Annotated in this window: 20 protein-coding genes; 8 read left to right on the forward strand and 12 right to left on the reverse strand. The window is 64.7% G+C overall.

Annotated elements, in window-relative coordinates:
- Positions 1 to 436: 436 nt before the first annotated feature.
- The 4 genes from FIV42_RS09240 (at position 437) to FIV42_RS09255 (ending at position 6,655) form a co-directional block, all read left to right on the forward strand.
- A complete protein-coding gene (locus tag FIV42_RS09240; protein ID WP_141197400.1) occupies positions 437 to 2,302 on the forward strand; it encodes a 3-dehydroquinate synthase family protein in 1,866 nt (621 codons plus the stop codon).
- Positions 2,303 to 2,310: 8 nt separating this feature from the next.
- Positions 2,311 to 3,051, forward strand: a complete 741-nt coding sequence (locus tag FIV42_RS09245) for an SDR family NAD(P)-dependent oxidoreductase (protein ID WP_141197401.1) — start codon at positions 2,311 to 2,313, stop codon at positions 3,049 to 3,051.
- 268 nt (positions 3,052 to 3,319) lie between these two features.
- The gene (locus FIV42_RS09250; protein WP_141197402.1) at positions 3,320 to 4,282 is read left to right on the forward strand and encodes a PfkB family carbohydrate kinase; all 963 of its coding nucleotides are present in this window, start codon (positions 3,320 to 3,322) and stop codon (positions 4,280 to 4,282) included.
- Positions 4,283 to 4,612: 330 nt separating this feature from the next.
- A complete protein-coding gene (locus tag FIV42_RS09255) occupies positions 4,613 to 6,655 on the forward strand; it encodes a monovalent cation:proton antiporter family protein (RefSeq protein WP_141197403.1) in 2,043 nt (680 codons plus the stop codon).
- 108 nt (positions 6,656 to 6,763) lie between these two features.
- Here FIV42_RS09255 and FIV42_RS09260 read toward each other — a convergent pair whose 3' ends face one another.
- From FIV42_RS09260 to FIV42_RS09270, 3 genes are all read right to left on the reverse strand, one after another.
- Positions 6,764 to 7,909, reverse strand: coding sequence for a hypothetical protein (locus FIV42_RS09260; RefSeq protein WP_141197404.1), 1,146 nt, complete (start codon positions 7,907 to 7,909; stop codon positions 6,764 to 6,766).
- A gap of 84 nt (positions 7,910 to 7,993) precedes the next feature.
- Positions 7,994 to 8,440, reverse strand: a complete 447-nt coding sequence (locus FIV42_RS09265) for a YaiI/YqxD family protein (RefSeq protein WP_141197405.1) — start codon at positions 8,438 to 8,440, stop codon at positions 7,994 to 7,996.
- Between the two features lie 208 nt (positions 8,441 to 8,648).
- On the reverse strand, positions 8,649 to 10,409 hold the full coding sequence (locus FIV42_RS09270) for an ABC transporter ATP-binding protein (protein ID WP_141197406.1): 1,761 nt from the start codon (positions 10,407 to 10,409) through the stop codon (positions 8,649 to 8,651).
- A gap of 532 nt (positions 10,410 to 10,941) precedes the next feature.
- Between FIV42_RS09270 and FIV42_RS09275 the strand changes: the two genes are divergently transcribed.
- On the forward strand, positions 10,942 to 11,280 hold the full coding sequence (locus FIV42_RS09275) for an ArsR/SmtB family transcription factor (RefSeq protein ID WP_141197407.1): 339 nt from the start codon (positions 10,942 to 10,944) through the stop codon (positions 11,278 to 11,280).
- Between the two features lie 53 nt (positions 11,281 to 11,333).
- Positions 11,334 to 12,137, forward strand: a complete 804-nt coding sequence (locus FIV42_RS09280; protein ID WP_141197408.1) for an arsenite methyltransferase — start codon at positions 11,334 to 11,336, stop codon at positions 12,135 to 12,137.
- A 189-nt stretch (positions 12,138 to 12,326) separates the two neighbouring features.
- Here the strand turns inward: FIV42_RS09280 and FIV42_RS30080 are convergent, their stop codons facing one another.
- The 5 genes from FIV42_RS30080 to FIV42_RS09305 form a co-directional block, all read right to left on the reverse strand.
- Complete coding sequence (locus FIV42_RS30080) at positions 12,327 to 13,724, reverse strand: lamin tail domain-containing protein (protein WP_168210519.1); 1,398 nt, start codon at positions 13,722 to 13,724, stop codon at positions 12,327 to 12,329.
- A 249-nt stretch (positions 13,725 to 13,973) separates the two neighbouring features.
- On the reverse strand, positions 13,974 to 14,795 hold the full coding sequence (locus tag FIV42_RS09290) for a tRNA(His) guanylyltransferase Thg1 family protein (RefSeq protein ID WP_141197409.1): 822 nt from the start codon (positions 14,793 to 14,795) through the stop codon (positions 13,974 to 13,976).
- Between the two features lie 151 nt (positions 14,796 to 14,946).
- Positions 14,947 to 16,173, reverse strand: a complete 1,227-nt coding sequence (locus FIV42_RS09295) for an aminotransferase class V-fold PLP-dependent enzyme (protein ID WP_141197410.1) — start codon at positions 16,171 to 16,173, stop codon at positions 14,947 to 14,949.
- Between the two features lie 136 nt (positions 16,174 to 16,309).
- Positions 16,310 to 17,695: a histidine--tRNA ligase gene (gene hisS / locus FIV42_RS09300; RefSeq protein WP_141197411.1), complete on the reverse strand. Its 1,386-nt coding sequence runs from the start codon at positions 17,693 to 17,695 to the stop codon at positions 16,310 to 16,312.
- Between the two features lie 214 nt (positions 17,696 to 17,909).
- Positions 17,910 to 19,061, reverse strand: coding sequence for an aminoglycoside phosphotransferase family protein (locus FIV42_RS09305; RefSeq protein WP_141197412.1), 1,152 nt, complete (start codon positions 19,059 to 19,061; stop codon positions 17,910 to 17,912).
- Positions 19,062 to 19,200: 139 nt separating this feature from the next.
- On the opposite strand from FIV42_RS09305, the gene gluQRS reads away from it, so the two are divergent.
- Positions 19,201 to 20,196: a tRNA glutamyl-Q(34) synthetase GluQRS gene (gluQRS, locus tag FIV42_RS09310; RefSeq protein ID WP_168210520.1), complete on the forward strand. Its 996-nt coding sequence runs from the start codon at positions 19,201 to 19,203 to the stop codon at positions 20,194 to 20,196.
- On the opposite strand, the gene FIV42_RS09315 is transcribed toward gluQRS, so the two are convergent.
- The 3 genes from FIV42_RS09315 to FIV42_RS09325 all read right to left on the reverse strand — a co-directional run bounded on the left by FIV42_RS09315 (position 20,187) and on the right by FIV42_RS09325 (position 23,043).
- Entirely contained in the window at positions 20,187 to 21,011 is an 825-nt protein-coding gene (locus FIV42_RS09315; RefSeq protein WP_141197414.1) for a hypothetical protein, read from the reverse strand. The two genes, gluQRS and FIV42_RS09315, sit on opposite strands and share 10 nt — an antisense overlap.
- On the reverse strand, positions 21,008 to 21,865 hold the full coding sequence (locus tag FIV42_RS09320) for a TIGR02147 family protein (RefSeq protein ID WP_141197415.1): 858 nt from the start codon (positions 21,863 to 21,865) through the stop codon (positions 21,008 to 21,010). The genes FIV42_RS09315 and FIV42_RS09320 overlap by 4 nt, the downstream gene beginning before the upstream one ends.
- 113 nt (positions 21,866 to 21,978) lie before the next feature.
- The gene (locus tag FIV42_RS09325; RefSeq protein WP_141197416.1) at positions 21,979 to 23,043 is read right to left on the reverse strand and encodes a hypothetical protein; all 1,065 of its coding nucleotides are present in this window, start codon (positions 23,041 to 23,043) and stop codon (positions 21,979 to 21,981) included.
- Positions 23,044 to 23,270: 227 nt separating this feature from the next.
- Between FIV42_RS09325 and FIV42_RS09330 the strand changes: the two genes are divergently transcribed.
- Positions 23,271 to 24,632: an NAD-dependent succinate-semialdehyde dehydrogenase gene (locus tag FIV42_RS09330; RefSeq protein WP_141197417.1), complete on the forward strand. Its 1,362-nt coding sequence runs from the start codon at positions 23,271 to 23,273 to the stop codon at positions 24,630 to 24,632.
- A gap of 1 nt (position 24,633) precedes the next feature.
- On the opposite strand, the gene FIV42_RS09335 is transcribed toward FIV42_RS09330, so the two are convergent.
- A complete protein-coding gene (locus FIV42_RS09335; RefSeq protein ID WP_168210521.1) occupies positions 24,634 to 25,569 on the reverse strand; it encodes a GGDEF domain-containing protein in 936 nt (311 codons plus the stop codon).
- Positions 25,570 to 25,604 lie beyond the last annotated feature (35 nt).

Genomic DNA, 25,604 nt, shown 5'->3' on the forward strand with positions numbered 1-25,604 from the left:
ACCTCTCGAGGCTCGTGTCATTAGCGATGTGAATTGCGTCGGCTGACTCGCCCCCCGTCTGCCACGCTCGCCGTTGTGGCAGCGGCGCGGCAGCGGATGCCCTCCCGTCGACTGCGGGGGGAGTCTCAGCTCCGGCAGTAACAGACAAGGTAGTTGCGTTGTCGACATTTCCAAGCATAAACCCGGCCAGCAGGTTCTTCCACCTTCTGGCCCACAGACGACGCCCTGACAGGCGCCCACGCTCGGGCTGGCGGCGCTGATCTTGCAAGCTTCTTGGGCCGCCACAGGCCCCGGGCGCCGCGACCCAACCCAGCGCGCGCCTCGAGCCCCAGCCGCGCCGGTCCCATTGGAGCATCTTTGCTCCAATGGACGTGCCGCATGTGGAGTGATATGTCTCCACTTGTTGACAACTCCCTGACGTAACTGACGAAGTTCGATGTATCAAAAAGCACTCATCCCTGCCGCCGGACGCGGCGCTCGTCTCGACCGCCCCAATACTCCCAAGCCGCTCGTCGACGTGGGCGGCCGCCCCTTGATCCTGCATGTGCTCGAGCAACTCGAGGCCGCCGGAGTCGACGAGGCGGTGGTCGTGTTGGGCTTCGAAGCCAAAAAGATCGCCCGCGAGCTGACCAACCACCCCGACCTGTCCATTCAGGTGACCTTGGTCGAGAATCCGTCGTGGCAACATGGCCTGGCCAGCAGCTTGCTGGCGGCCCGCGAGCACTTCGACGCGCCCTTCTTGCTGTCGATGGCCGACCACTTCTTCGACCCCGCGCTCGTCGAGCGCATGGCCCAGGTCGACCTGAGCGACGAGCAGGTTGCCTGCATGCTCGTCGATCGTGATACGAGCCGAATCTACGACCTGGACGCCGCCGTCAAGGTCAACCTCGACGGCGAGCGCGTGCTCGACGCCTCTCGAAGCCTCGAAAACGCCCACGGCGTCGACGCCGGGCTCTTTGCCTGCCGCCCCGCTCTGTTCGACGCCCTCGAGGCCACCTTGGCCGACACCGAGCCCGCCGACCTGACCGACGCCATCGCCCGGCTGGCCGCCGACGGCAAGGTCGCCGCCCGCTTTGTCGGCGAGCGCAAGTGGTACGACATCGACACCCCGCCGGCGCTGATTCGCGCCGAGATGGACCACCGCCAAAAGCGCCGCGTCGAGGCGGTCTTCTCGGCCGACATCCACGACACCGACCGCGAGACCCACGAGTACACCTTCGTCACCGGCAAGCCCATCGAGACCGACGTGTTCGTCCAGCGCGGCTTCGTGCGCAACCCGAACACCATCAAGCTCATCCCCGACGAGAGCGCCTCGTCGCCCATCTACGTGTTCACCGACACGCGCGTCAACGAGCTGTACGGCGACGATTTCGTCGGCGGCCTGAGCGACATGGGCTACGACGTGCGCCGCATCGTCATGGCCGAGGGCGAGGAGTCCAAGACCCTGTCGAACTACACCAAGCTCGTCGAGCACGTCCTCGGCGAGGGCATCGACGAGCGCTCGGTGCTCGTCAGCCTGGGCGGCGGCGCGGTGTGCAACGTGTGCGGCTTTATCGCCTCGACCCTGTACCGCGGCATCGGCCTGGTGCACGTTCCCACCACGCTCATGGCCCAGTGCGACGCCGCCATCAGCCACAAGCAGGGCGTCAACGGCGAGCGCGGCAAAAACCTGGTCGGCGCCTACTACCCGCCCATCAATATCGCCGTCGACGTCGAGGTCCTGGCCACCCTCGAGGACTGGCTCATCCCCGACGGCCTGAGCGAAGTCGTCAAGCACGCGCTCGGCCAAGACCCCGACTACCTGCAATTTTTGCTCGACTACGACGGCGCCATCGACGACCCCGACTTTCTGGAGGCGGTCGTGCGCAAGAATATCGAGCTCAAGTGCGAGCTGATGGCCATCGACCCCAAAGAGCTTCGCGAGGGCATGGTCCTGCAGTACGGCCACACCGTCGGCCACCCCATCGAGTACCTGTCGGGCTACGACCTGAACCACGGCCAGTCGGTCGGCATCGGCATGATGGTCGCCGCGCGCGTCTCCCGCCTTCTGGGCGGCTGCGACGAGGAGATCATCGAGCTGCACCGCCACGTCATCGAAAAGTACGAGCTGCCCACCCGCATCCCCGAGTCGATCAAGGTCGACGACATCCTGGCGATGATGCGCTTCAACAAGCGCTACCTGACCGAAGGCACGCGCATGGCGCTCGTCGACGGGCCGGGCACGCTGTGGTCGGTCGACGATGACTACGCGATTCCGGTCAGCGACGCCGTCCTTCGTGAAGCGATCGAAGCGAGCTATTGAGGTCGACCATGCCACGCGAAATCCTGATCACCGGCGGCTCCTCCGGCATCGGCCTCGAGACCGCCCGCGCCTTCATCGAAGCGGGCGACGACGTCCACATCGCCAGCCGCAACGCAGACAAACTGCAAGCGGCGAAGCAAGAGCTGGGCGACGTCACCACCCACCCGCTCGACGTCACTGACCAGGCCGCCGTCGACGCGCTCTTCGTCGAGCTCGGCGCCCTCGACGTGCTCGTGGCCAACGCCGGCGTCTGCCTGCAGGCGCGCCTCGACGACGCGAACACCGACGAGGTCTGGCACACCACCATGGATGTGAACCTCAACGGCGTCTACTACTGCCTCAAGGCCGCCCAGAAGACCCTCGTCGACGGCGGAAGCATCGTCACCGTCTCGTCGGGCCTGGGCAAAAACGCCCGCGCCGGCTACGAGGCCTACACCGCCAGCAAGCACGCCGTTTTGGGGCTGACCAAATGCGTCGCCCTCGAACTCGCCCCGCGCGGCATCCGCGTCAACGCGGTCTGCCCCGGCTGGGTCGACACCCCCATGTCGCGCGCCGACAGCGCCGAAGGCGCGCGACGCGCCGGTGTGGAAACCGACGAGTTCCGCAAGGAGGCCATCGCCGGCATCCCGCTCGGCCGCATGGTCGAGCCGGAGGATGTCGCCGACTTGATCGCATTTTTGTGCTCCGGCGCAGCACGTGCAATCACCGGGCAGTCGTACAACATCGCCTGCGGCGAGTTCTTCAACTGAGAACACAGCTCGATCGAGCAAACGCATCCTCTCCGCCCGCAGCGAAGCGAAGGGAAGGAGAGGACCGAGGAGAGGCTCCCTTTCCATGAAGCGAAGCAAAATGGAGAGGGATCAAGGGAGAGGTCTTTCGCACACCAACTACTTTCCTCCTCCTCGGTCCTCCTCCACTCCGCTACGCTTCGCGGAGGAGGAGTCCCCTCCTTGGTCCTCCCCATCTCTCCGCTGCGCTACGAGCGGGGAGGAAAATGTCGAGTAGAGTAGGCTTTTCATGAAGACGTTGATCGCCGGCCACACCACCCACGACCACTACCAAGGCGGCTTCGCCGCCGGCGGCTGCGCCTTCTACGGCGCCAAGGTCCACCACGCGCTCGACCGCCTCGCAGCGAGGGCAAGATGCCCCCGCACCGATGGGACGAGCGCAGCTTCGGTGCGGGGGCATCTTGCCCTCGTCGACGGACACACCCACCTGGTCACCGTCGTCGGCCACGACTTCACCCGCGACGACGAACTCAGCGACCTCGACGCCACCGTCCACCGCCAGGGCCAGACGACCGTCTTCGCCAACTACTACCCCGACGACGCCCCGCGCATCCAACTGCTCGAGGCGATGGCCCCCGAGGTCACCCCCGACATGGTGTCAGACACCATGTTGGACGCCGACCTCGTCCACCTCGCCCCGGTCCTGGGCGAAATCGACCTGCTTCGCTGGAAGGACGCCGTCGGCGACGGCCTCCTGGCGATCAACGTGCAGGGCTGGATCAAAGTCCCCGGCCCTGTCTTCGACGCCTCCGAGCTCGAAGGCGTCCAGCAACGCGGCGTCACCGGCCAAGCGCACCGCGTCGTCCAGCAGTTCTGGGATGTGACCGAAGAGGATTTTCGGGGCGTCGACATCGCCTGCTTGAGCGAAGAGGACGTCATCGACCAACCCGGCCTGCTCGACAAGCTCGTGCGCGCCGTGCCCATCGTCGCCTATACCCTGGGCGAGCAGGGAAGCCGCATCTATGTCGACGGCGAACCCACCGAGGTGGGCATCTACCCCACCGACGCGGTCGACCCCACCGGCGCCGGCGACACCTTCGCTGCGAGCTTCTGCCACCAAATCGCCGCCGGCCATGCTCCCGTCGACGCCGCCCGCTTCGCCGCGGCCTGCGCCTCCATCGTCGTCGAAGATATCGGCGCCCGCGCCCTCACCCGCCTCGACGAGGCCGAGGGGCGCATGGAGGCGATTTGAGGGGCGGAGGCCCTGCAGGAGAGCAACGCCTGCTATTAGGGGCGAGGGCTGAACAGCGCCCTCGACAAACGACAATTTGAGGGTCGACTCATCCACCACATGAGGCTCATTGAAGTCATCAACCACATGAGCCACATTGAAACGCCCCTCAAATTGTAGTTCCGCGCCGCCGTTCAGGCGCCCCTAATAGCTGGCGCCGCGCCCCTGCAAGGCGTTCGCCCACCGTCGAAGTTGGTTGCTCGCCTCTCGCACATAGGTTACACGCAGAATTGCGCGTGATCTGTTTGTGGCACGATCTGTTGAGCACCTTCTTCGCTGTGAGGCGCCTCGATGCACGACCTGCACCTACTGGCTGATTTTTTGATCATCGTGAGTCTGTCGGTGATCGTCGTCTGGCTCTTCCACAAGATCAAATTGCCGTCCCTGGTCGGCTTTTTGGCCGCAGGCGTGCTCATCGGGCCGGGCGGCATGGCGGTGATCGCCGACCCGAGCGAGGTCGAGCTGCTGGCCGAGATCGGCGTGGTGCTCCTGCTCTTCTCCATCGGCCTGGAGTTCTCGCTGCGCGACCTGATGCGCATCCGCAGGCTGGTCTTCGGCGGCGGGGGCATGCAGCTGTTGGGCACCGCGGCGATCGTGGCCGGGATTGCGATGGGGGTGGGGATTGCCTGGAACGTGTCGCTCTTCTGGGGGGCGCTGGTGGGGCTGAGCTCGACGGCGATCGTGTTGAGCCTGTTGCAGCAATCGGGTCAGCTCAGCGCGGTGCACGGCCAGGGGATGCTGGGGATCTTGATCTTTCAGGACCTCGCCGTCGTCGCGCTCATCTTGCTCGCCCCCATCATGGCCGGCCAGGCGCCCGGGGCGAAGGAGGTGGCGTTTATCTTCCTGAAAGCCTTCGGGGTCATCGTCGGGCTGATGCTCCTGGCGACCTACGTCTACCCGTGGTTCATCGAGAAGGTCGTCAAGACCCGCCAGCGCGAGCTGTTCACGCTGCTGACCATTCTGGTGGGCGTGGGCACGGCGTACCTGTCGGGGCTGGCGGGGCTGTCGCTGGCGCTGGGGGCGTTTTTGGCGGGGCTTGTGATCTCGGAGTCGCCCTACTCGCACCAGATGCTCTCGGAGGTGCTGCCGTTTCGCGACCTGTTCAACAGCCTCTTCTTCGTGTCGGTGGGCATGTTGTTCTCGCCGACGGTCTTCATGAATATGCCCTTCGAGCTCATCGGGCTGATCGTGGCGGTCTTCGTCATCAAGGCGCTCATCGCCGGCACGGTCATCCTGGTGCTCGGCTATGGGCTGCGCGTGGCGGTGCTCGTGGGAATCGGCCTGGCCCAGGTCGGTGAATTCTCGTTCGTGCTGGCGCGCGAGGGGCTTCGCGTCGAGCTGCTCTCCCCCGATCAGTACTCGGTGTTCCTGGCCGTGTCGGTCATCACGATGGCGGCCACCCCGCTGTTGTTCCGCCTGGCCGAGTGGCTCGCCGAGCGCACCGAGTTCGCCAAGCCATCGCGCCTCGAGCGGCTGCTCGCCCCGTCGCGCCGCGTCGAGGCCGTCCACCACGATGGCACCGAGCAGGACCTCGAAGACCACGTCATCGTCGTGGGCTACGGGCTCAACGGCAAAAACGTCGCCCGCGTGCTGCGGCGAATCGCGGTGCCGTACGTGATCGTGGAGATGAACTCGAAGACGGTGCGCGACAAGCGCGACGAAGAGCCGATCTATTTTGGCGACGCCGCCCGCCAGCCCATCTTGAAGCACCTGGGCATCGAGCAGGCGCGCTCGTTGGTCGTGGCCATCGGCGACGCGCCCACCACCCGACGCATCGTCGCCCAGGCCCGCCGCCTCAACCCCGAACTGTTCATCGTGGTTCGCACCCGCTACGAGCGCGAGGTCGACGACCTGTACGAGCTGGGCGCCTCGGAGGTCATCCCTGAGGAATTCGAGACCTCGCTCGAGCTGGTCGGCTCGGTGCTCGAGAGCTACGGCGCCTCACCGGTCGACATCCTGCGCGAAAAGGACCGCATCCGCCGCGAGGCCTACGGCTTCTTGCGCATGCCGCGCGCCCCGGAGCAGTCGCGCACCCGGCTGACCCTCAAGCAACTCATCGGCCGCAGCGAGGCCGACATCATCCGCGTGCCCCGCGGCGGCGCCGTCGAGGGCAAAACCCTGCGCGAGCTGAACCTGCGCGCCGAGACCGGCGCCTCCATCGTGGGGGTGGTCCGCCAGAACGACCTCGAGATCAACCCGCCGGCCAACTGGATCCTGAAGGGCTGGGACGAGCTCGTCATCCTCGGCAAGGGCCCCCAGGTGGCCCGGGCGCGCGAGATGGTGTCGCGGGTGGAGGAAGAGGTGGCAGCAGAGTCGAATTCGACGAACGAGTAGGCCTTGCAGGGGAGTAACGCCGTCTATGAAGGGCGCCTGAACGGCGGGCAAAATCTCGGCACCGCCATCAGGGAAACGGCGAAGGATTCGTGTGCGGCGAAAACGCCCTCACTCGATCACCGACTCGCTCACCTGCGGGTCGCCGTCGCCCAGGTAGAAAATCCCCGGATATCCCTGCGTCTCGAAGCCGTCGCTGGGGTTGTTCTGCAGCGTCGAGTCCTCGATGACCAGGTGTCCCGAGCGGTCATTGCTCACAAAGAAGATCGCCCCGCCCCCCTCGTTGGCGTGGTTGTCGACGATGCGGGTGCCGCACACCGTCAGGGTGTAGGTGTTGCCGTCGTTGTAGATGGCTCCGCCGCTTCCGCCGCCGGGCGTGCCCTCCTGGGCGGGGTTGGCGCCGCGGCCGATGGCGTCATTGTGGCTGAACAGGCTGTTGATGACGGTGTAGGAGACCCCGATGCTGCTCAAGCCCCCACCGTTCGAGCACGTGTTGCCCAGCTCGGCCGCCCCGCCGAAGGTGCTGTTGACGATGTAGACCGGCTGGCCCTCGTGCTGGCTGAGCGTGCGGATGGCCGCGCCGCCCACGTCGGGGCCGACCTCGTCGCAGCGATTGTTGAAAAACCGCGAATTGACCACCTTGAAGCGCCCGCCGCGCACAAAGATCGCCCCGCCGCCGCCCGGCTCCTCACCGGAGGCATTGCCGTCGACGAAGGTCAGGTTCTGGACGGTCAGCCACGGGTGGTCTTGGTTCTGGCAGTGCGACGTGGTCCATTTTTGGTCCTGGTCGCAGGTGTTCATATAAAGGATGCGCCGACGGCCCGCCCCGCTCAACGTCACTTTGCCGCCGCCGTCGATGACGATCTCGGGGCCGGTGTCGTTTACCACTTTGGCGGTTTCTTCGAGGGTGATGGTGTGCGGGTCGGGCCCGCAGTCGAAGGTGATGACCCCGCCTTTGGCGACCGCGTCGACGAAGGCCTGCGAGGTGCAGCTCTCGGGGGCGCCGTCGCCGACGACGTGGTCGGGGCGCGACGTATCTTCGAGGCCGGCCTCGTCGGGGATGTCGGTGCAGGGAGCGTCGGGGTTACCCGCCGGCGGGCCGTCGTCGGGGTCGGTGAGCGGGTCGGAGACGTCTATGCGCGTGTCCGGGGACGTACCGGCGTCGGTCGAGCTGCCGCCTGATGATGCACCGTCGGAGCAGGCTGAAAGCGTGGTGAGCAGGAGCATGCACAGGTAGACGAGCGTGGGACGTGGCATGACGGCCTCGGGCGGGTGGCGTGATTGCTGCGGCCGAGTCTAGCAGAGGAGCGTGGGCCTTGCAGGTGCGTGACGTATGCGCCCCTACTTCCTCGCCGTAATCCACCGATCGAGCGCATTGGCGAACGCTTGCTTTTGGCGGTCACCAAAGGCCGACGGCCCGCCGGTGTCGACGCCGATGCTGCGCAGGTGGTGGGCGAAGTCGCGGCGGCTGAGTCGGGCGCGCACGTTGTTGGCGTCGAGCTCCTTGCCGTGCGGGGTGATGACCACCGCGCCCTCCTCGACGGCGCGCGCGGCCAGGGGGATGTCGAAGGTGATGACGAGATCGCCCTCTTCGCACTGCTCGACGATATAGTCGTCGGCGACGTCCTCGCCGCTGGCGACGGTCACCACCGAGACGCGGCTCGACTTGGGCTTTTGCAGCCAGCGGTTGGCCACGAGCACCACGTCGACCTCGCGCTTGAGCGAGGCGCGCACGAGGATGTCTTTGCAGGCGTTGGGGGCGGCGTCGGCGTCTACCCAGATGGTCATGATTTTTCTCGTCCTATTTGAAGCGCATCGGTTCTTGAAGGCCCGCTATTTGGGGCGAGGGCTAAACAGCGCCCTCGCGGAACGGCAATTTGAGTGTTCCCCAATCAAGCTCTTGTGGTGCATGAGGCAACACCCAAATCGTAGTTTGCGCCGCTGTTCAGGCGCCTCTAATAGCGGGCGCCAACCTCGCAAGGCGACCGCCTCCGGCTCACCCGCCCAATAGCTGCTGGCTCTCCACCAGCCGGCGGTACACGTCGTCGCCGCCCATCAACTCCTGGTGCGTGCCCTTCTCTACCACGCGGCCGCGGTCGAGCACGACGACGCGGTCGGCGTTGGCGATGGTCGACAGGCGGTGGGCGATGATGATCGTGGTGCGCCCCTCCATCAACTTTTCGAGCGCGGCTTGGACGAGCGCTTCGCTCTCGACGTCGAGCGCCGAGGTCGCCTCGTCCAAGACCAGGATCGCCGGGTCCTTCAGGATCGCCCGGGCGATGGCCACGCGCTGCTTCTGGCCGCCCGACAGGCGCACGCCGCGCTCGCCGATGACCGTGTCGAGGCCGTCGGGGAAGTCGCTGACGAACTCCCAGGCGTTGGCGGCCCGCAGGGCGTCGACGACCTCGTCGTCACCGGCGCCGAGGCGGCCGTAGACGACGTTGCTGCGGATGCTGCCCGAGAAGAGGACCGGCTCCTGGGCGACCATGCCGATGGCGCTTCGCAAGACGTCGGGGTCCCAGTCGCGGATATCGTAGCCGTCGATGCGCACCCGGCCCTCTTGCGGGTCGTAGAAGCGGGCGACGAGGTTGGCCACCGTCGACTTGCCCGAGCCCGACGGGCCCACCAGCGCGACCTTCTCGCCAGGGCGCACTTCAAAGGAGACGTCGGCGAGGGCGGCGACCTCGGGGCGCGTCGGGTAGCGGAAGGTGACGCCCTCGAGGGCGACGTGGCCAGTCTTGGGCGCGTCGTGGCGCGGGTCGTCGGCCACATCGAAGTTGGGCAGGCGGTCGATGAGCTCGAAGACGCGCTCGCCTGCGCCCACCGCCTTCATGAAGTCGGTCCACAGACCGCTCAACACGCCCAGCGCCACCGCCACGAACAGCGTGTAGAGGATGTAGGCGGCGAGCTCGCCGGGGGTCATCTGGCCGTCGATGACCATCAGGCTTCCGAGCCACAAGATCACCGCGATGGTGCCGTAGCCCAAAAATGTGATCCCGCCGGTGAAAAAGGCGCCCAGCCGGGCGCGGATCTTGGCGATGTCGAAGGAGCGCTCGATGTCGCGGTCGTAGTTTTCGCGCTCGTGCTCCTCGCGGGCGAAGCTTCGCACCGTGCGGATGCCCCCGATCGACTCTTCGGCGACCGAGGTCGAGTCGGCGATGGCGTCCTGGACCTTTCGGGAGAGCCTGCGGAGCATGCGCCCGTAGAAGAACGCCGTGCCGATGACCAGCGGCACCGCCACGATCATCACCAGCGACAGTTTGACGGAGGTCACGAACAGGATGGCCACCCCGCCGATGGCCTGCGCGCCGTAGCGAAGCCCCATCGACACGTTCGTGGTCACCGCGCTCTGGATGGCCTGGGTGTCCGAGGTGAGCCGGCTGGTGAGTTCGCCTGTGCGATTGTCGTCGAAGAAGCCCATCTCCTGGGCGAGCAACGCCGAGAAGAGGCTCTTGCGCAGGTCGGCGACGATGCGGTCGCCGATAACGGTGAACAGGTAGTAGCGAAGCGCCACGAAGAAGGCCTGCACCGCGAAGATGCCGAGCAGGCCGAGCCCGAGCATCTTCATGTCGGTCGTCTGACCAGCCTTGATGACGTCGTCGATGGCGATGCGGGCGGCCTGCGGGTACAAAAGCGAGATGCCCGCGGCCACGAACAGGGCGAACGTCGCCACCGAAAGCCCCTTCCAGTGGGGCTTGATGAGGCTGAGCAAACGCTTGGCGTTCAGCGAGGTCTCTTCTGTAGGTCGTTTGGCCATCTAGAGGCTAAGGCTGTGAGGCGCTGCTTTATTTCGTCTCGCCGCGCGCGAAGCCGCGCCAGCATCTGGTCGTCAGTCAGCGGCTCGTCGGTGTCGGGGTCTTCGAACGGCCAGTGATAGCGCGTCGCCTCACCCAAAAAGGCGTGGTCACGGTGGCTTCTTTGGGTGTTAAGATTATCGCATTTGCACGATTATATAAGAAGGCTCAAGATGTCAATTTGACGAGCTGCGACCCTTCCGAGGGTGCGCTCATCGAAGCGCCTTTTGGGCGCTTCGATGAGCGCACCCTCGGTGACGAGAATATCGCGCAAGCGACCTCTACGGGCAAATGATTATCGAATATGCGACCAGATCAGCTCAGAGTGCAGCAAGGCTAGGCCCCCTCGTCACCGGGGGTAAGCACAGTCGGGCGCGCTTCGCGCGTCCGACGAAGCGCACCCTCGGAAGGGTCGCAGTTCGACAGCTTGACACTCATCGTAATATGACGATAATCGCAAAAGAACGATAAAGGCTCAACCCACAGGAACCCACAATGACCACAACCGAAACCCAATGCTGCCCGCCGGCGTCTGAACTCGAGCCGCTCGCCGACCTCGAAGGCCCCGCCGCCGACGACGAGCTCGCCGAGCTCGCCAAGGCGTTGGGACACCCGGCGCGCGTCAAGATCTTGCGCCTGCTCGCCAGGCGCGAAGCCTGCGTATGCGGCGAAATCGTCGACGAGCTGCCGCTGGCCCAGTCGACGGTGTCGCAGCACTTGAAGAAGTTGAAAGACGCGGGGCTGGTGCAGGGTGAGATCGACGGGCCGCGGGTGTGTTATTGCATCAATCCGGACGTGTTGAGGCGGTTGAGGGTGCTAGTTGCAGCTCTTTGAGACTCTTCGAGCTGCCTTTATGAAACGATAGACTCAAACCACAGGAGCCCAAAATGAGCAAAACTGAAGAAATCAAAAAGCAAATTCGCAAGACCTACGGCGACGTCGCCAAGTCCGATCCCTCCAGCAGCGGTTGCTGCTCGGGTGGCCAAGCCGAGCGCGACATCGCCAACATCCACGCCGAGCGCCTGGGCTACTCCAAAGAAGAGGCCGAGTCGGTGCCCGAGGGCGCCAACCTGGGACTGGGCTGCGGCAACCCGACGGCCATCGCCGCGCTCACGCCCGGCGAGGTCGTGCTCGACCTGGGGGCCGGCGCGGGGTTCGACGCCTTTTTGGCGGCCGACAAGGTCGGCGATGAAGGTCTGGTCATCGGCGTGGACATGACCGCCGAGATGGTCGAGAAGGCGCGCGCGAACGCCGACAAAATCGACGCGAAGAATATCAGCTTTCGGCTGGGCGAGATCGAGCACCTGCCGGTGGCCGACGCCACGGTCGACGCGATCATCTCGAACTGCGTGATCAACCTGTCGCCGGACAAGCCGCAGGTCTTCGCCGAGGCGCTGCGCGTGCTCAAGCCGGGCGGCCGGCTGGCCATCTCGGACGTGGTCGCCACCGCCGAGATGCCCGACGAGATCTTGGAGGACCTCGAACTGTACTCGTGCTGCGTGAGCGGGGCGAGCACCATCGACGACCTCCGGGCGATGCTCGAAGAGGCCGGCTTTGTGGACGTGACCATCGAGCCCAAAGACGAGAGCCGCGAGTTCATCCGCGAGTGGGCGCCCGGGGCGGTCGTCGACGAGTATATTCGCTCGGCGAGTATTGAGGCGAAGAAGCCCGGCAAGCAGTCGTGCTGCTAATGATTCGGTGCGGGTGCATCCTTGCTCTCGCCTACGAGGGCAAGATGCCCACGCACCGATGAGTTCGAGGGCAAGATGCCCACGCACCGATGAGTTCGAGGGCAAGATGCCCACGCACCGATGAGTTCGAGGGCAAGATGCCCACGCACCGATGAGTTCGAGGGCAAGATGCCCACGCACCGATGAGTGTTACGGCGCGCAGGTCTCGCTGGGCGCGGCGCCCAGCCCGCTGAAGTCGTCTTCGGCGTGCGTCGTGTAGAACACGGCGGCGTCGAAGCTCGACACCCCGTCGAAGGGCGCGAAGTTACAGCGCTCGAGAGTGACGTCGGCCCACAACCTGCTCGAGGGCTCGCTGGCGAGCTCGCCGAAGGCGTCGACGACCGTGTCGACGCCGTGCTCGTAGGCGCCGCTACCGTCGTCGAGGTAGATGACGAAGCGGTCGTCGCCGTTGAAGCTGATGTTACCGGTGAGTTCGTCGCAGGCGGCGGCGTCTGAGATGCGGTCGTTGCACAACACCTGCACCGCGCCTGCGGCGAGGGTGCCGGTCAGGTCGTGGTCGCGCGAGCAGTCGGCGGTCCCGGTCGGGTCGGTCGAGTTGTGGGCGGCGCAGTAGCGGTAGTCGGTCAGGTCGATGGCTGCGCTGCCGCAGTTGTAGATCTCGATGGCCTTGTTGTAGCTGCTCCCCTCGACGTACTCTGAGATGATCAGGCAGTCGGCGCCGCCTCCGCCGGTATGTCCACCGCCGTCGTTGCCGCCAGTCCCGCCGTCATCCCCCCCGCCGCCGTCGTTGCCGCCGCCCTCGCCTACGCGCACCACCACCGAGTCGCTGCTGGTCAACTCGCCGTCGTCGACGGTCAATTCGAAGGCGTAGTCGCCCTCGACGCTGGGGGTGAACCGCGGGGTGGCCGAGTCGGAGCCGAGCAGCGCGGAGGTGTTGCCGGTGGGCTCGGCGATCATCGTCCAGCGGTAGGTGAGCGCGTCGCCGTCGGGGTCGCTGCTATTCGAGCCGTCGAGCGTCAGTTGGGTGCCCACGTCGGCGGTGATATCGGCGCCGGCGTCGGCCACGGGCGCGTGGTTGGGCCCGGCGTCGACCTCGTCGGAGGTATCCTGGCCGACGTCTTGGCCGGCGTCGGCAGTCGTGTCGATGGGGCTGTCGTCGACGGTGATGGTGAATGTCTCGGTGGACTCGGCTTGGCCGTCGTCGACGGTCAGCTCGAGAAGGTATTGGCCGACGACGTCGGGCTGGAACCACGAGTTGGCGCTGCGGTCGCCCCAGATCACGACTTGGCTTCCGTCAGGTTTGCTCGCAAATCGCCAGACAAAGTCGAGCTCGTCGCCGTCTGGATCGACGCTCGCCGACGCGTCGAGGTCGACTCGCTGGCCGACCGAGGCTTGGCTCGGCGCAGAGATCGACGCCTGCGGCGCCTGATTCGCGCCGTCGACGGTGTCGGCGCCGAGACCGGCGTCGGCGCCGGAGTCGGACGGGTTGTGGGCGGGACCTTCGCCGCCGGCGCACGCGCCGGCAAAGATGAGCAGCGAGGAGAGAAGACAGACAGACAACTGAGTTCGCGGCGCTTTCAACAACATGGCCAAATCTCCGAGACGGAAGCTCGTTATTTGGCGCGGAGGATGGGGGTTTAGGCGACGCGATGCAACGAAAAAGGCCGATTTGCTACAGAAATGACACGTTGATGGAGAGGGATGAGCTCCGCTCCGCAATCCCGCCCGACAGTTCCTGTGATCGTGGTTTGCAGCTGTAGTGGTCGTTCACGGTTAAACTGCCGATCACGATCACGACGACGATCACGGTTTGCGGTGGACGTGGTTGCGGAGAGGTCAGTCCGGGAGGAACGCCTCGATATACCCCGGTTCGTGGTTGAATCGGGGTATTTCTGTATCGACCTCCCACGGGCGCCGCGTCACGACTTCGTCGGGGTCGTCGACGTGGCCCTTCTCGAGCAGCTCGTCTAGCTTGGCGGGCTCGAGGGCCTCTCGAAGCGGCAGCTCGCGCTCGACGCGGCGGATGCACACCCCGCGCTTCCATTTGGTGGCGATGTCGTTGGGGTTGACGCCGAACTCTTGGAAGATGAGCTCCTGGCGCTGATTGGTGCTCAGGCCTTGGAGCATCTCGTGGGCCTTGTTGGCGTCGTACTTCTTGCGAAGCTCCCAGTAGGCGTAAGTGCTCACGCAGTTTTTGAAGGCGTCGTTCTGGCGCCACAAAAAGTAGTTATTCACCTCGGCGTACGGCACGACGAAGGCGCGACAGTCGAACATCGCCTCGGTCGGAATGCCGTAGGCGTTGGCGACGCGGTTGAACGTCACCGCCGCGCGCGAGGCGGTCAACGAGGCGAGCTTCTGGGTGCGATTGCCCAGGAACGGCTCGGTCTGCTCGGTGTGGTCGTTTCGAAGGAGCACCGAGATTTCGTCGGATTGCACGTAGGCGAGCTCCGCGCCCGAGCAAAACTCGAGCACGTCGGTCGCCGCGGCGTGCATCGCCTCCAAAAAGCGCTCGTCGAACGGCTTGTCGAAGTCCTCACGCTCGGTGAGCTTGCTGAAGGCGTGGCCGTCCATGCGCAGGATGACCGGCAAGCGCGGAGGCAGGAGCTGCTCGGAGGTGGATTCGTAGGCTTTGAAACGTGCGGCGAGTCGGTCGGTCATGGGTCTCTCGTCGGTGGTTCGGACATGCTCGGCGCGCCGGCGCCTTCTGCTTCTTCGGTGCGCGACGAACGGGTTGCGGCGCAATCCTCCGAGACAAGCCTCGGGGCTGCACGGGCGCTGGCTCCGCGGGCAGCAAGCAGCCGCTCCGCGTTCAGTACACCGGCAGCTCGCCCTCTTCGACGAGCTCTTGCCCGTCGAGGGCCTTCGGCAGCGCCTCGCACAGCGCCTCGTACTGCTCGAGGCGGTTGTAGAGGGCGCACGAGACGCGCAAGATGCGCTTGGGTAGCTCGGGGAACGCGGCCATGCGCACCTCGAAGCCGCCGCGGGCGAGTCGCTCACCCAATGGGTCAGTGAACTGGTTGGGCGGGAGCTTGTCGTAGGGGGCGTCGGGCAGCGGGACCGAGGCCATCGGGCCGAGCATCTCGTCGGGCGCAGGCGGGTCGATGTCGAGCGTGTCGCACAGTAGGTCGCGGGCTTGCAGGGCGAGCTTGTGGTTGCGCTCGTAGATAGCGGGCCAGCCGCCGGGCATCAGGCTGCGCAGGAACTTGATGGTCGTCGGTACGCACAGATACGGCGAGAAGTCGTGGGTGCCGGTCCAGTCGAACTCGTAGTGGAAGCGCTCCTCGGGCGGTGCGCCGGCGCCGTGACTGATGACCGCCGGGCGCACCTCGGTGCGCTTGCTCGGGTCGACCCACAAAAAGGCGGCGCCTTTGGGAGCGCACAGCCACTTGTGGCAGTTGCCCGTGTAGTACGTGGCGCCCAGGCTCTCCAGGTCGAGCTCGAGCATGCCCGGGGCGTGCGCGCCGTCGACGAGGACGTCGACTCCGCGGGCCTGCAGCTCGTCGACGATCTTTTCGATGGGCAAGATGAGCGCCGTGGCGCTCGTCACATGGTCGATGAGCGCGAGCCGGGTGTTGTCGCCCACCTTGGCGAGAATCGCCTCGACCACCTCGTCCGGCGAGCTTATCGGAAAGGGAATATCGGCGACCACGGACTTGGCGCCGGCGCGCTCGCAGACGAAGTCGACTGCGTTGTTGCACGCCGGGTAGCCGTGGCTTGTCACCAAGATCTCGTCGCCCGCCTCGAGCGCGAGCGAGCGCAGCACCGAGTTGACGCCGGTGGTCGTGTTCGGCACGAAGACCAGATTCGCCGGATCTGCGCCCACGAACTCGGCGAACTCCGCGCGCGCTCGATCGAGCTCGCCCGGCAGATCGCGCATGAAGAACTGCATCGGCTGGCGCTCCATGCGCTTGCGAATCTCTTCCTGCTCGTGGAGCACGCGCTTGGGCGTGGCACCGAACGAGCCGTGGTTGAGAAACGTCACCGACGGGTCGATTGTCCAGTGGGCGGCGAAGTCGATCTTGGGATCCTCAGTCATAAGGTGTCTCGTCGTGCTATTTGGGGCGCCTGGCGGCTACAAACTACAATTTGAGGGTCGTTTCAATGCGCCTCATGTGGCTCATGTGGCTCATATACGCGACCCTCAAATTGTAGTTTGTCCGCCCAAATAGGCCTCAAGAGCCCAAACGTTCTTTAAGCCAACCCGCAACGTCTTCACGCGCGACCTTCTCCTGGTCGCCCGACTTCATGTCCTTGAGCGCGACGACGCCCGCTTCGAGTTCGTCGGGGGCGAGGATGGCCACGAACGGGATATTGCGCTCGTCGGCGTAGCCGAACTGCTTGCCGTAGCGGTCGTTGTCCGGGTACAGGTCGACCTTCAGGCCCGCCTCGCGAAGCTCGTTGGCCAGCCGGAAGCTGTTGGGCGTGAAGTCGTCGTTCCAAAGGGTCACGAGGACGTCGACCTCCGACTCGCGCTCGTCGAACATGCCGCGTTCTTCCATGAGCACGAGGATACGCTCGACGCCCAGCGAGAAGCCGCACGCCGGGATGTCTTGCTTCGAGAACATGCCGATGAGCTCGTCGTAGCGACCGCCACCGCCCAGGCTCCCCGAGAACTCGTCGCTGCGAATCTCGAAGATGGGACCGGTGTAATACGACAGGCCGCGCGCCAGGTACGGGTCGATATACAGGTGGTCCGCAGCCGAGCCCGACGTGGCGAATTTGAGGAGCTTGTCGAGGTCGGACAGCGCCTTTTGGCCGCTCTCCAACTCACCGACTTCCTCTCTCAACGCGGCGAGCGTCGCCTCGTTGTCGAACTCACCGGGGCTGGTCGGTTCGCTGGCCTGGTCCAACAGCGGCATCAGGCTGTCGATGGAGCCTTGCTCGATGCCGCGGTTTTCGAGCTCCTCGATGACGCCGTCGCGCCCGATCTTGTCGAGCTTGTCGATGGCGATGAGTGCCTCTTGGCGCATCTCGGGGGCGACGCCGGCCTTCTCCATCATCGCCGTCAGCAGCTTCCTGTGGTTGACGTGGATACGAAAGTCGGTGAACCCGAGGCGAACCAGTACTTCGGCCAGCGCCGCGGTGACCTCGGCCTCGACGGTCATCGCCTCGGAGCCGATGACGTCGACGTCACACTGGTAGAACTCGCGAAAGCGACCCTTCTGGGGCCGGTCTGCGCGCCACACCGGCGCGATCTGGTAGCGCTTGAAGTAGCGCGGCAGCTCGTTTTGGTATTCGGCGGCCACCCGCGCCAGGGGCACGGTCAGGTCGTAGCGAAGCCCCATGTCGGCCACATCGGTGTCCTGGGGCTCATCCTTGCGCAGCGCCTTGTCGAGCTTGCGCCCGCGCTTCATGACCTTGAACAAGAGCTTGTCGCCCTCTTCGCCGTACTTGCCCATCAACGTCGACAGGCGCTCCATGGCAGGGGTATCGAGGGGCTCGAAGCCGTAGGATTCGTAGACTTCGCGGATGATATTGAAGACGCGATTGCGGCGCTGGACGTCCTTGGGCAGGAAGTCGCGCATGCCGCTCGCGGGCTTTGTCGAAACTTGACTCATTGTTCTTCCAATTGATGTTTGTTCAGAATTGCGTGTCGACGTTTTGGGGCGCTCTTCTTGTTCGGCGCTCGCTATTTGGGGCGCCTGAACTGCGGCGCAAACTACAATTTGAGTGTTCCTCCGATGCACCACATGTGGTTTTTCGCAGCAACACTCAAATTGTAGTTTGTGAGGGCGTCTTTTGCCCTCACCTCAAATAGCGGGCCTGAAAAATCTATACGTCCCAGCTCGGCTCGATCTCTTCTAGAATCTGGGCCAACTCGTCCCACCCGGGCAGCTTGTCGAGCGCTTCGCGCACGTAGCGGATCGAGGAGTCGTAATACTGCAAGAAGCTCGGGTCGCCTTTGACGCGGTCGATGTAGACAAAGCGGCCAGCGTCCTTGAGCTTGCGTTGGATCGTCTGCAGGTGGAATGCCTCGTAGGCGCGGTCGCCGTCGGCGCACCACGGCAGGCCGACCTGTTGGCCGCGCGTGACGTAGTGGTCGAGCAGCGTGTCGACCTGGCTCGATTCGAGCTCGATATACGAGTCGCGCAACAGGGCGACGAGGTCGTAGGTGAACGGACCTTTGAGGGCGTCCTGAAAGTCGATCAGGTGCCACTGGCCTTCTTTGTGCATCAAGTTGCGCGACTGGTAATCGCGCAACACGAGCGCCTGTTGGACGTCGAGCAGCTCGTCGACCACCTCGTCGAAGATGCGGTCGAGGTCGGCCTTTCGGGCGGCGACGCGCTCGGCGGCTTTGCCGTCGAGGCGCTCCTCGAGGCCCCACTCCAGGTAATGGTCGAGCTCCCAGCGCAACAGCTCCTTGTCGAAGCTTCGGCCGAAGGCGATGCAGTCGGCGTTGTCGACGTCGTCGTCGGTGGCCGACTGGAGCACGGCTTGCTGGAATTCGACCAGCAGGTCGATCGCTTCGCGATAGAGGTCCAAGAAGGCCTCTTCGTGGTCCTCCGGCTCGAGGTCGTCACGACGGCGAAGCTCGAGGATCGACTCCTCGAAGGTCTGGTCGCCCAGGTCCTCGAGCAACAACACCCCGAGGTTCATGTCGACCAGGTCGATGTCGGGCACCGGCATGCCGATGCTGTCGAGGTAGCGATGCACGTTGACGAACGGGAGTTCTTTGGGCGCCTCGGCCCCGGAGGACATCCCCTCTTCGCTCTCGAGGATGTCGGCGTCCTGGGGCAGCACCATGGCCATCTGGGTGTACTCGCCGCGCGGCGCGCTGGCATGCGCGGGTAGCTGGACGCGCCAGTAGATACGCAGCGAGGCGTGCCCGCCGCGGTTTTCCAATTCGGCGGACTGCGCCACCTCGATGTCGAACAGTTGAGTCAGCGCTTTGCGGATGCGCTCTTCCATGTTTTTGATGGCCAAAACGAACCTCCCGTGGTCCGAAAATGATGAACAGTGCTGCACGATGCTCGACGGCTCCACGATTGTCAAATGGTGGCGTATTGGGAAGAATGGGCCGACGGGGTGCGCCAACAAGCAACTCTTACAACACTCGCGACCAATGAACTTCGACCAACTCCTCGAAAAAGCCAACGCGCTCAAGAAAGAACGCCCGCGCGGCCGCTACGCGCCCAGCCCCACCGGCCCCCTGCACCTCGGCAACGCGCGCACGGCCCTTCTGGCCTGGCTGCAGGCGCGCCTGATGGGCGGGGCGTTCATCATGCGCAACGAAGACCTCGACCAACCGCGGGTGGTCGAGGGGAGCGCCGAGCAGATCTACGAAGACCTGTACTGGCTCGAGCTCGACTGGGACGAGGGCCCCGATGTGGGCGGCCCGGTGGGGCCGTACAACCAGTCGGAGCGCACCGCGTTGTACGAAGAGGCGCTTCGCCGCCTCGACGAGGCGGGGGTGGTCTTCCGGTGCTACTGCTCGCGCAAAGACGTGCGCGAGGCGGCCAGCGCGCCGCACGACGACGGCCGGGTCATTTACCCGGGCACCTGCCGGTTTCTGAGCGAGGAGGAAGAAGCGCAGGTCAAGGCCGACAAGCCCAACCGCACCCCATCGTGGCGCTACCGCGTGCCCGCCCGAGACGTCTCGCTCGAGGACATCATCGCCGGACGCTACGCCCAGAACCTCGACACCGAAGTGGGCGACTTCCCCATTCGACGCGCCGACGCGCTCTTTGCCTACCAGTTGGCAGTGGTCGTCGACGACGCACTGATGGGGGTGACCGACGTGGTGCGCGGCGATGATCTGCTGTCGTCGACGCCGCGCCAGGTGGAGTTATTCGAGGCGTTCGGCTTCGACGTGCCGCGTTTTTGGCATGTGCCGCTGATGTGCGACGAGGAGGGCAACCGCATGTCGAAACGCGACGGCTCCGATTCGCTGCAGATGCTCCGCGAGCAGGGCAAGACGCCCTACGAGGTGGTCGGAAAGCTGGCGGCGTCGGTCGGTCTGGCCGAGCCTGGCGAGGAGATCTCGGCCGGAAGGCTCCTCGACCGACTTACGATCGAGGAGTTCGAGGAGGCGCTTCGCGCCCGGTCGCCTTACGGCTGACCGGCGTCGTCGCTCTGATTATTGCCGTTGTTCTGATTCTGGCCGTTGGTGCCCGGGTTGTTCTGCTGGGCGCTGCTGGCGATGGCCTGGCCCTTTTCGTTGGCGTCGAGGCGCCGGTTGTTGTTCTCGTCGCGGAACAGGCGCGCCGAGCGCTTGATCGAGGCCTTGAAGCTACCCATCATCTCGGGGTTCTCCTCCGATGAGATGACGATCGGGTCTTGGTCGCTGACGTTGTCGAGCTGCGACTCGTTGATCCACTCGTCGAGCGCGAAGCCCACGATCAAGTGCTGGTCACCGACCAACTCGAAGTCCTCGAGCACACCGCTCAAGTGGAATTTGTCGTCGAGGTCCGCCTCGATGCGGAACTCGACGCCGTCGGCCCGAGCCCCCTCGACGAACAGCGACAAACCGGCCAATTCACCCGGCGCCCCAGCGGGCAGCGCGTCGGCGTCGACCTGCGAGAAGCCGACGTCGAGTTTGCAGTAATCGCCGGCCGGCTTGGTGAACAGCGGCGCGTCGTAGGTGGGCTGGTCGGCCAGCAGATCGACGACCACCGGGTCGGTCACGTCGTAGGGAAGCGTCTCGTCTTCGCAATCATCGACGCTGCGGAAGCGGAACTGCGACAGCACGATCCACGCCGTGTCGATGCGCAGGCCGTCTTCCAAGGTCAAGGCGCCCGAACGGGTCTCGGTGTAGCCAGCAACCTCGAGTTCTACGTTTGCCTGTTCGTCTTGCGGGTTGCCTACATCGGTGCCCACACACGAGGGCACCAAGAGCGCGACCAGGAGAAGGATATGGAGGGTGATGCGTTTCATTCGTCTGGGTTCTCCTCGCCCGGCACCTCGGTCAACGGGAACAACTGGAAGTTGATCTGGAAGACCGCCTCGGGATTGGCGTCGCGATCGCAAAAATCGAGCAAGCTCTCACGAAACGCGTGGATGCGCTCTTTGACTTCCGGGACCTTTTCGGAGTCGATGCACACGGTCAACGCGCTGATATCGCGAAGCTCGCGCGGCACGTTGACGATGGAGTTAGCCGCGCGCTCGAGCATCTGGCGATGGTAGTTGCCGATCGCCAAAGAGCGCACCTCGTGGCCGGTGGTCAGGCTCGGCTCGCCGCGCGAGATCGAACCATCCTCTTCCTCCACCAGAAGGCCCATGTCGAAGAGAAGATCCAGCGATGCCTCGATCTGCTCGACGGAGACCTCCGGGGAGAGCTTCCGGGCGATCCATTCGGGATCGCGGCGGAAATCGTCGAGTGCGGCCAACTCCCGGATCGCCGGGTGGTACCAGCGCGACAGGTACTCGAACATGCTGCTGTCGAGTCGGCGCGCGCGGCGAAACCGCCGGCTGGCGGCGACCCGCTCGAACGCCTCGTTGCGCTCCTCGACCGTCTCGGCCTGATCGAAAGCGACCAGGTCGGCGAAGAAGCGCTTCTCTTCGCGGTCGAGTTTGAGCGCCTTGGCAAACTTGTTGATGCTGTCGTTGCTCAGGTTGCGATCGCCGTCCATCACCAACTTGAAAAAGTTGGGGGACGAGAAGCCTGCCAGGCGCGCCAAATATCGATACGAGAACTGCGAGACGTTCGCCTTGCCGGCGTCGTAGTAGTCGCGCAGATACTCGCGATAATCGACGTATTCGAAGATGTTGGGTTTCCAGTCGTCGCTCATGAAACGTCCCAACGCGAAAGGTGGACCGTTAGAATACGTCTTTGCAAGCCAGCTTGCAAACGAAAGGAGCCACTTTTCGCGCTGGGAGGCGTCAAACGAAATGCGAGAGGCGCTCAGCCCTCGTTCTCCTGCTGGTCGTTGGTCTCCGAGGCAGGCCGCACATCGAAGGTGAACGTCTCGGTGATGCCGTTGCCGCCGTCGGCGCCCGGAATCGACACGTCGATCTCGCAGCTACCTTCGGCCTTGCCGGTCACCTTCAACACGTTGGGCTCGTACAGGTTGAACAACCCGTCGTCGGAGGTGCGCGCCTCGTAAGCGACCTCGCAGGTGTCGGAGGTGGTGGCCGTCGCCTCGATGGCGATGTCGCTCTGGCAGACCGGCACGGGCTCTTGGATCGCCGGCAGCAAGCCGCTGGCGGTGGGAAGCAGGTGCAAGGTGAGCGACTTGTCGACCTCGACGGGGAAATTGGACTCATCGAGGAAGTCCTGTTCGAAGATCTTCGCGCCGTCGATATCGCCCTGCTCGATGAGCGTGAGCGCAAAGGTCGTATCATCGACCTGCGACTTCACCGAGATCTCGCCGGGGGTGCTGGGCGTGCGCAGCGGGAGCAGTCCGTTGACCGTCGAGTCGCCCAACGTGGCGGCGTCGGCCGGCTCGAACTCGACCGGGTAGTGGCCGTAGCCCACCGCGATCTTGCCGCCGGCGCGCATGGTGTAGTGCAGGCTGATGTCGTGGTCGACCAGATACAGCGCCTCGGCGTCTTTGGCGCACGGGTTGTCGAACTCGAGAGCATCGACGGTCGCCGCCTCGAGCTCGAACGAGTCGGTCAGCGCCTCGCCATCGGGCGCGGTGGCCTCCACGTCGATGGTGGTCTCGCCGTCGGCGACGCCCTCGAGGGTCATCAGGCCGCCGTTGACGCCGTCGACGCGGATGATCTTGTCGTCAGCAGCAGTCGCCGAGTCGAAGGAGACCTTCTGCTCCTTGTTGCCGTTGACCATCGCCGAGTAGTCGAGCTTGGCGCCCACCGCCAGCGGTGACGAGCCGGTGGCTCCACCGATGGGTCCTTCGTTGTAGGTCAGCGTCAGGTTGCCCTCTTCGCCGCCAATCTCGGGGTTACAGGCGCTGGCAAAAAGTGCGGCGGCCGACATCGTGAGCAAAATTTTCGTGGTCTGTCGCATTTCGACACCTCGTTATCTGAGTAAAAGCGTGCTCTCAATTTGTAGTCGGTGCGTAAGACTGCAATGGGTATGCCAGTATTCAAGGCGTGGCTTCGTGGAGTTTCTACCGCCCAACCCCGACACCCATGCCCCACCCGTGGACAAATGGTACACCACTTGGCGTGCGTCAAATTGCGGTTAAAATCGCCGCGTGCCAAAAATTGCTACCAACACCTGAGGAGACCCCCATGAGCATCCGCTCCGTCAACCCTACCACCGGAGACGTCTTCGCCGAGTATCCGTACATGGACTCCGAGACGATCGACCAGACGCTGACGCGCGCCTGGGAGACCTACGAGAGCTGGAAGCAGACCGACTTCGACGAGCGCACGCGCCTGATGCACAAGGCGGCCCACATCCTGCGCGACCGAGTCGAGGAGTATGCTCGCCTGATGGTCAAAGAGATGGGTAAGCCCATCGAGCAGGCGCGCGGCGAGGTGCGCAAGTGCGCGTGGGCCTGCGAGTACTTCTCCGACAACGCGCGCGAGTTCTTGCAAAACGAGGAGATGCAGAGTGACGGGTCGCGCGCGTTCGTGCGCTTCGACCCGCTGGGGCCCATCTTTGCGGTGATGCCCTGGAATTTCCCGTTCTGGCAGGTCATCCGGTTTGCCGCCCCCAACTTGATGGCCGGCAACGTCGGCGTGCTCAAGCACTCCCATAACGTGGGTGGCTGCGCGGTCGCGCTCCAGGAACTCTTCGAGGAGGCGGGCTTTCCCGAGGGCGCCTTCCAGAGCATCTTTTTGTCCAACGACATGACCGACGAGGTCGTCGGCCACACCGCCATCCGCGGGGTGACGCTGACCGGCTCGGTGGGCGCCGGGCGAGCGGTGGCCAAGCTCGCCGGGCAGAACCTCAAGCCGACGGTGCTCGAGCTAGGCGGCTCGGACCCGTTCATCGTCCTCGACGACTGCAACCTCGACTACACCGTCGAGCAGGCGGTGCGCGGCCGGCTGATCAACAACGGCCAGAGCTGCATTGCCGCCAAGCGCTTCATCGTCGAAGAAGGTATCTACAACGACTTTGTCGAGAAGTTCCGCGACGCGTTGGCCGGCCAGACGATGGGAGACCCGATGGACGACGCCACCGACCTGGGCCCGATGGCCCGCCTGGATCTGCGCACCACCCTGCACAAGCAGGTGCAGCGAAGCGTCGATCAGGGGGCCAAGCTGGTGCTCGGCGGCGAAATCCCCGAGCGCGAAGGGTTTTATTATCCCGCCACGCTCGTGACCGAATGCGAATACGACATGCCGGTATTCGACGAGGAGACCTTCGGGCCGGTCGCTGCAGTGACCCGAGTCCAAGACGCTGACGAGGCCATCGACGTCGCCAACCACAGCCACTTCGGCCTGGGCGCGTCGGTCTGGACGAGCACCGACCGCGGCGTCGACCTCGCCGCGCGCATCGAGGCGGGCCACGTGTCGGTCAACGGCATCGTCAAGAGCGACCCGCGGCTGCCGTTCGGCGGCGTCAAAGACTCCGGCTACGGCCGAGAGCTGAGCCACCACGGCATTCACGAGTTCGTCAACAAAAAGACGGTGTGGGTGAAGTGATTCAGTCTGCCTTCGTCGCCCGATTGCGCCCGTTTTGCTTCGAGGCATAAAGGGCGCGGTCGGCGGCGTCGATGAGTTCGGAGGCCGAGTCGACCTCCTGTTCGGGGTAGGAGGCGACGCCGGCGCTGATGGTCACCGCCAGCTCTTCGCCGTCGTGGGTGAACTCGTTCTGTTCGACCAGCTTTCGCAGCCGCTCGGCGGCCTGCCATGCCTGCTCGAGGCTCGCGCCGCGGCAAATCATCGCAAACTCTTCGCCGCCGTAGCGCGCCACGAAGTCCTCGGTGCGCACCGTCTGGTTGAGCAGCGAGCCTAGCTTCTCGAGCACCGCGTCGCCGGCCAGATGGCCGTGGGTGTCGTTGACCTTCTTGAAGTGGTCGAGGTCGAACAAGATCAGCGCGATCTGGTCACCGTAGCGCGCCGCATAACCGAACTCCGAGTCGAATTTCTGGTCGAAAAAAGCCCGGTTGTGCACCTGGGTCAATGGGTCTTTGATGGCCGCGTCGAGCAGGCGCTGCTGGAAATCCTCGTCGAGGTGATCGTGGTAGGTGAACTTGAGGATGGTGTCGGTGCCCAACGTGATCTTGTCGCCCTGCTCCAGGTGCGCAAATCGCTCGATGCGCTGGCCGTTGACGTACACGCCGTTGGAGCTGTTCAGGTCTTCGACGTACCCGCCCTGCTCGCGCAGGTAAAACCGCGCGTGGCGCCGCGAGACCCCTTCGTCGGTGATGACGAGATCGGCGTCGTCAGCGCGGCCCACCACTTTGGGTGACTCGGACAAGGAGACGGTGTGCCCCATGACCGGCCCCGATAAAAACACCAAGCAGGCGTTGCGCTCGGTCTCCTCGGCGAACGACTCCTCGAAGGCATCGGGGGGCACGTCGATAGTAATCTCGTCGTCTTCCGACTTGACCAACTCGAGATCAGACTTCTCAGCCATCATTGCTCCAAGAGCGAATCACAGAAACGGGTTTC

The organism is Persicimonas caeni, assembly GCF_006517175.1.
In the GTDB taxonomy this organism is placed as follows: Bacteria; Myxococcota_A; Bradymonadia; order Bradymonadales; family Bradymonadaceae; genus Persicimonas; species Persicimonas caeni.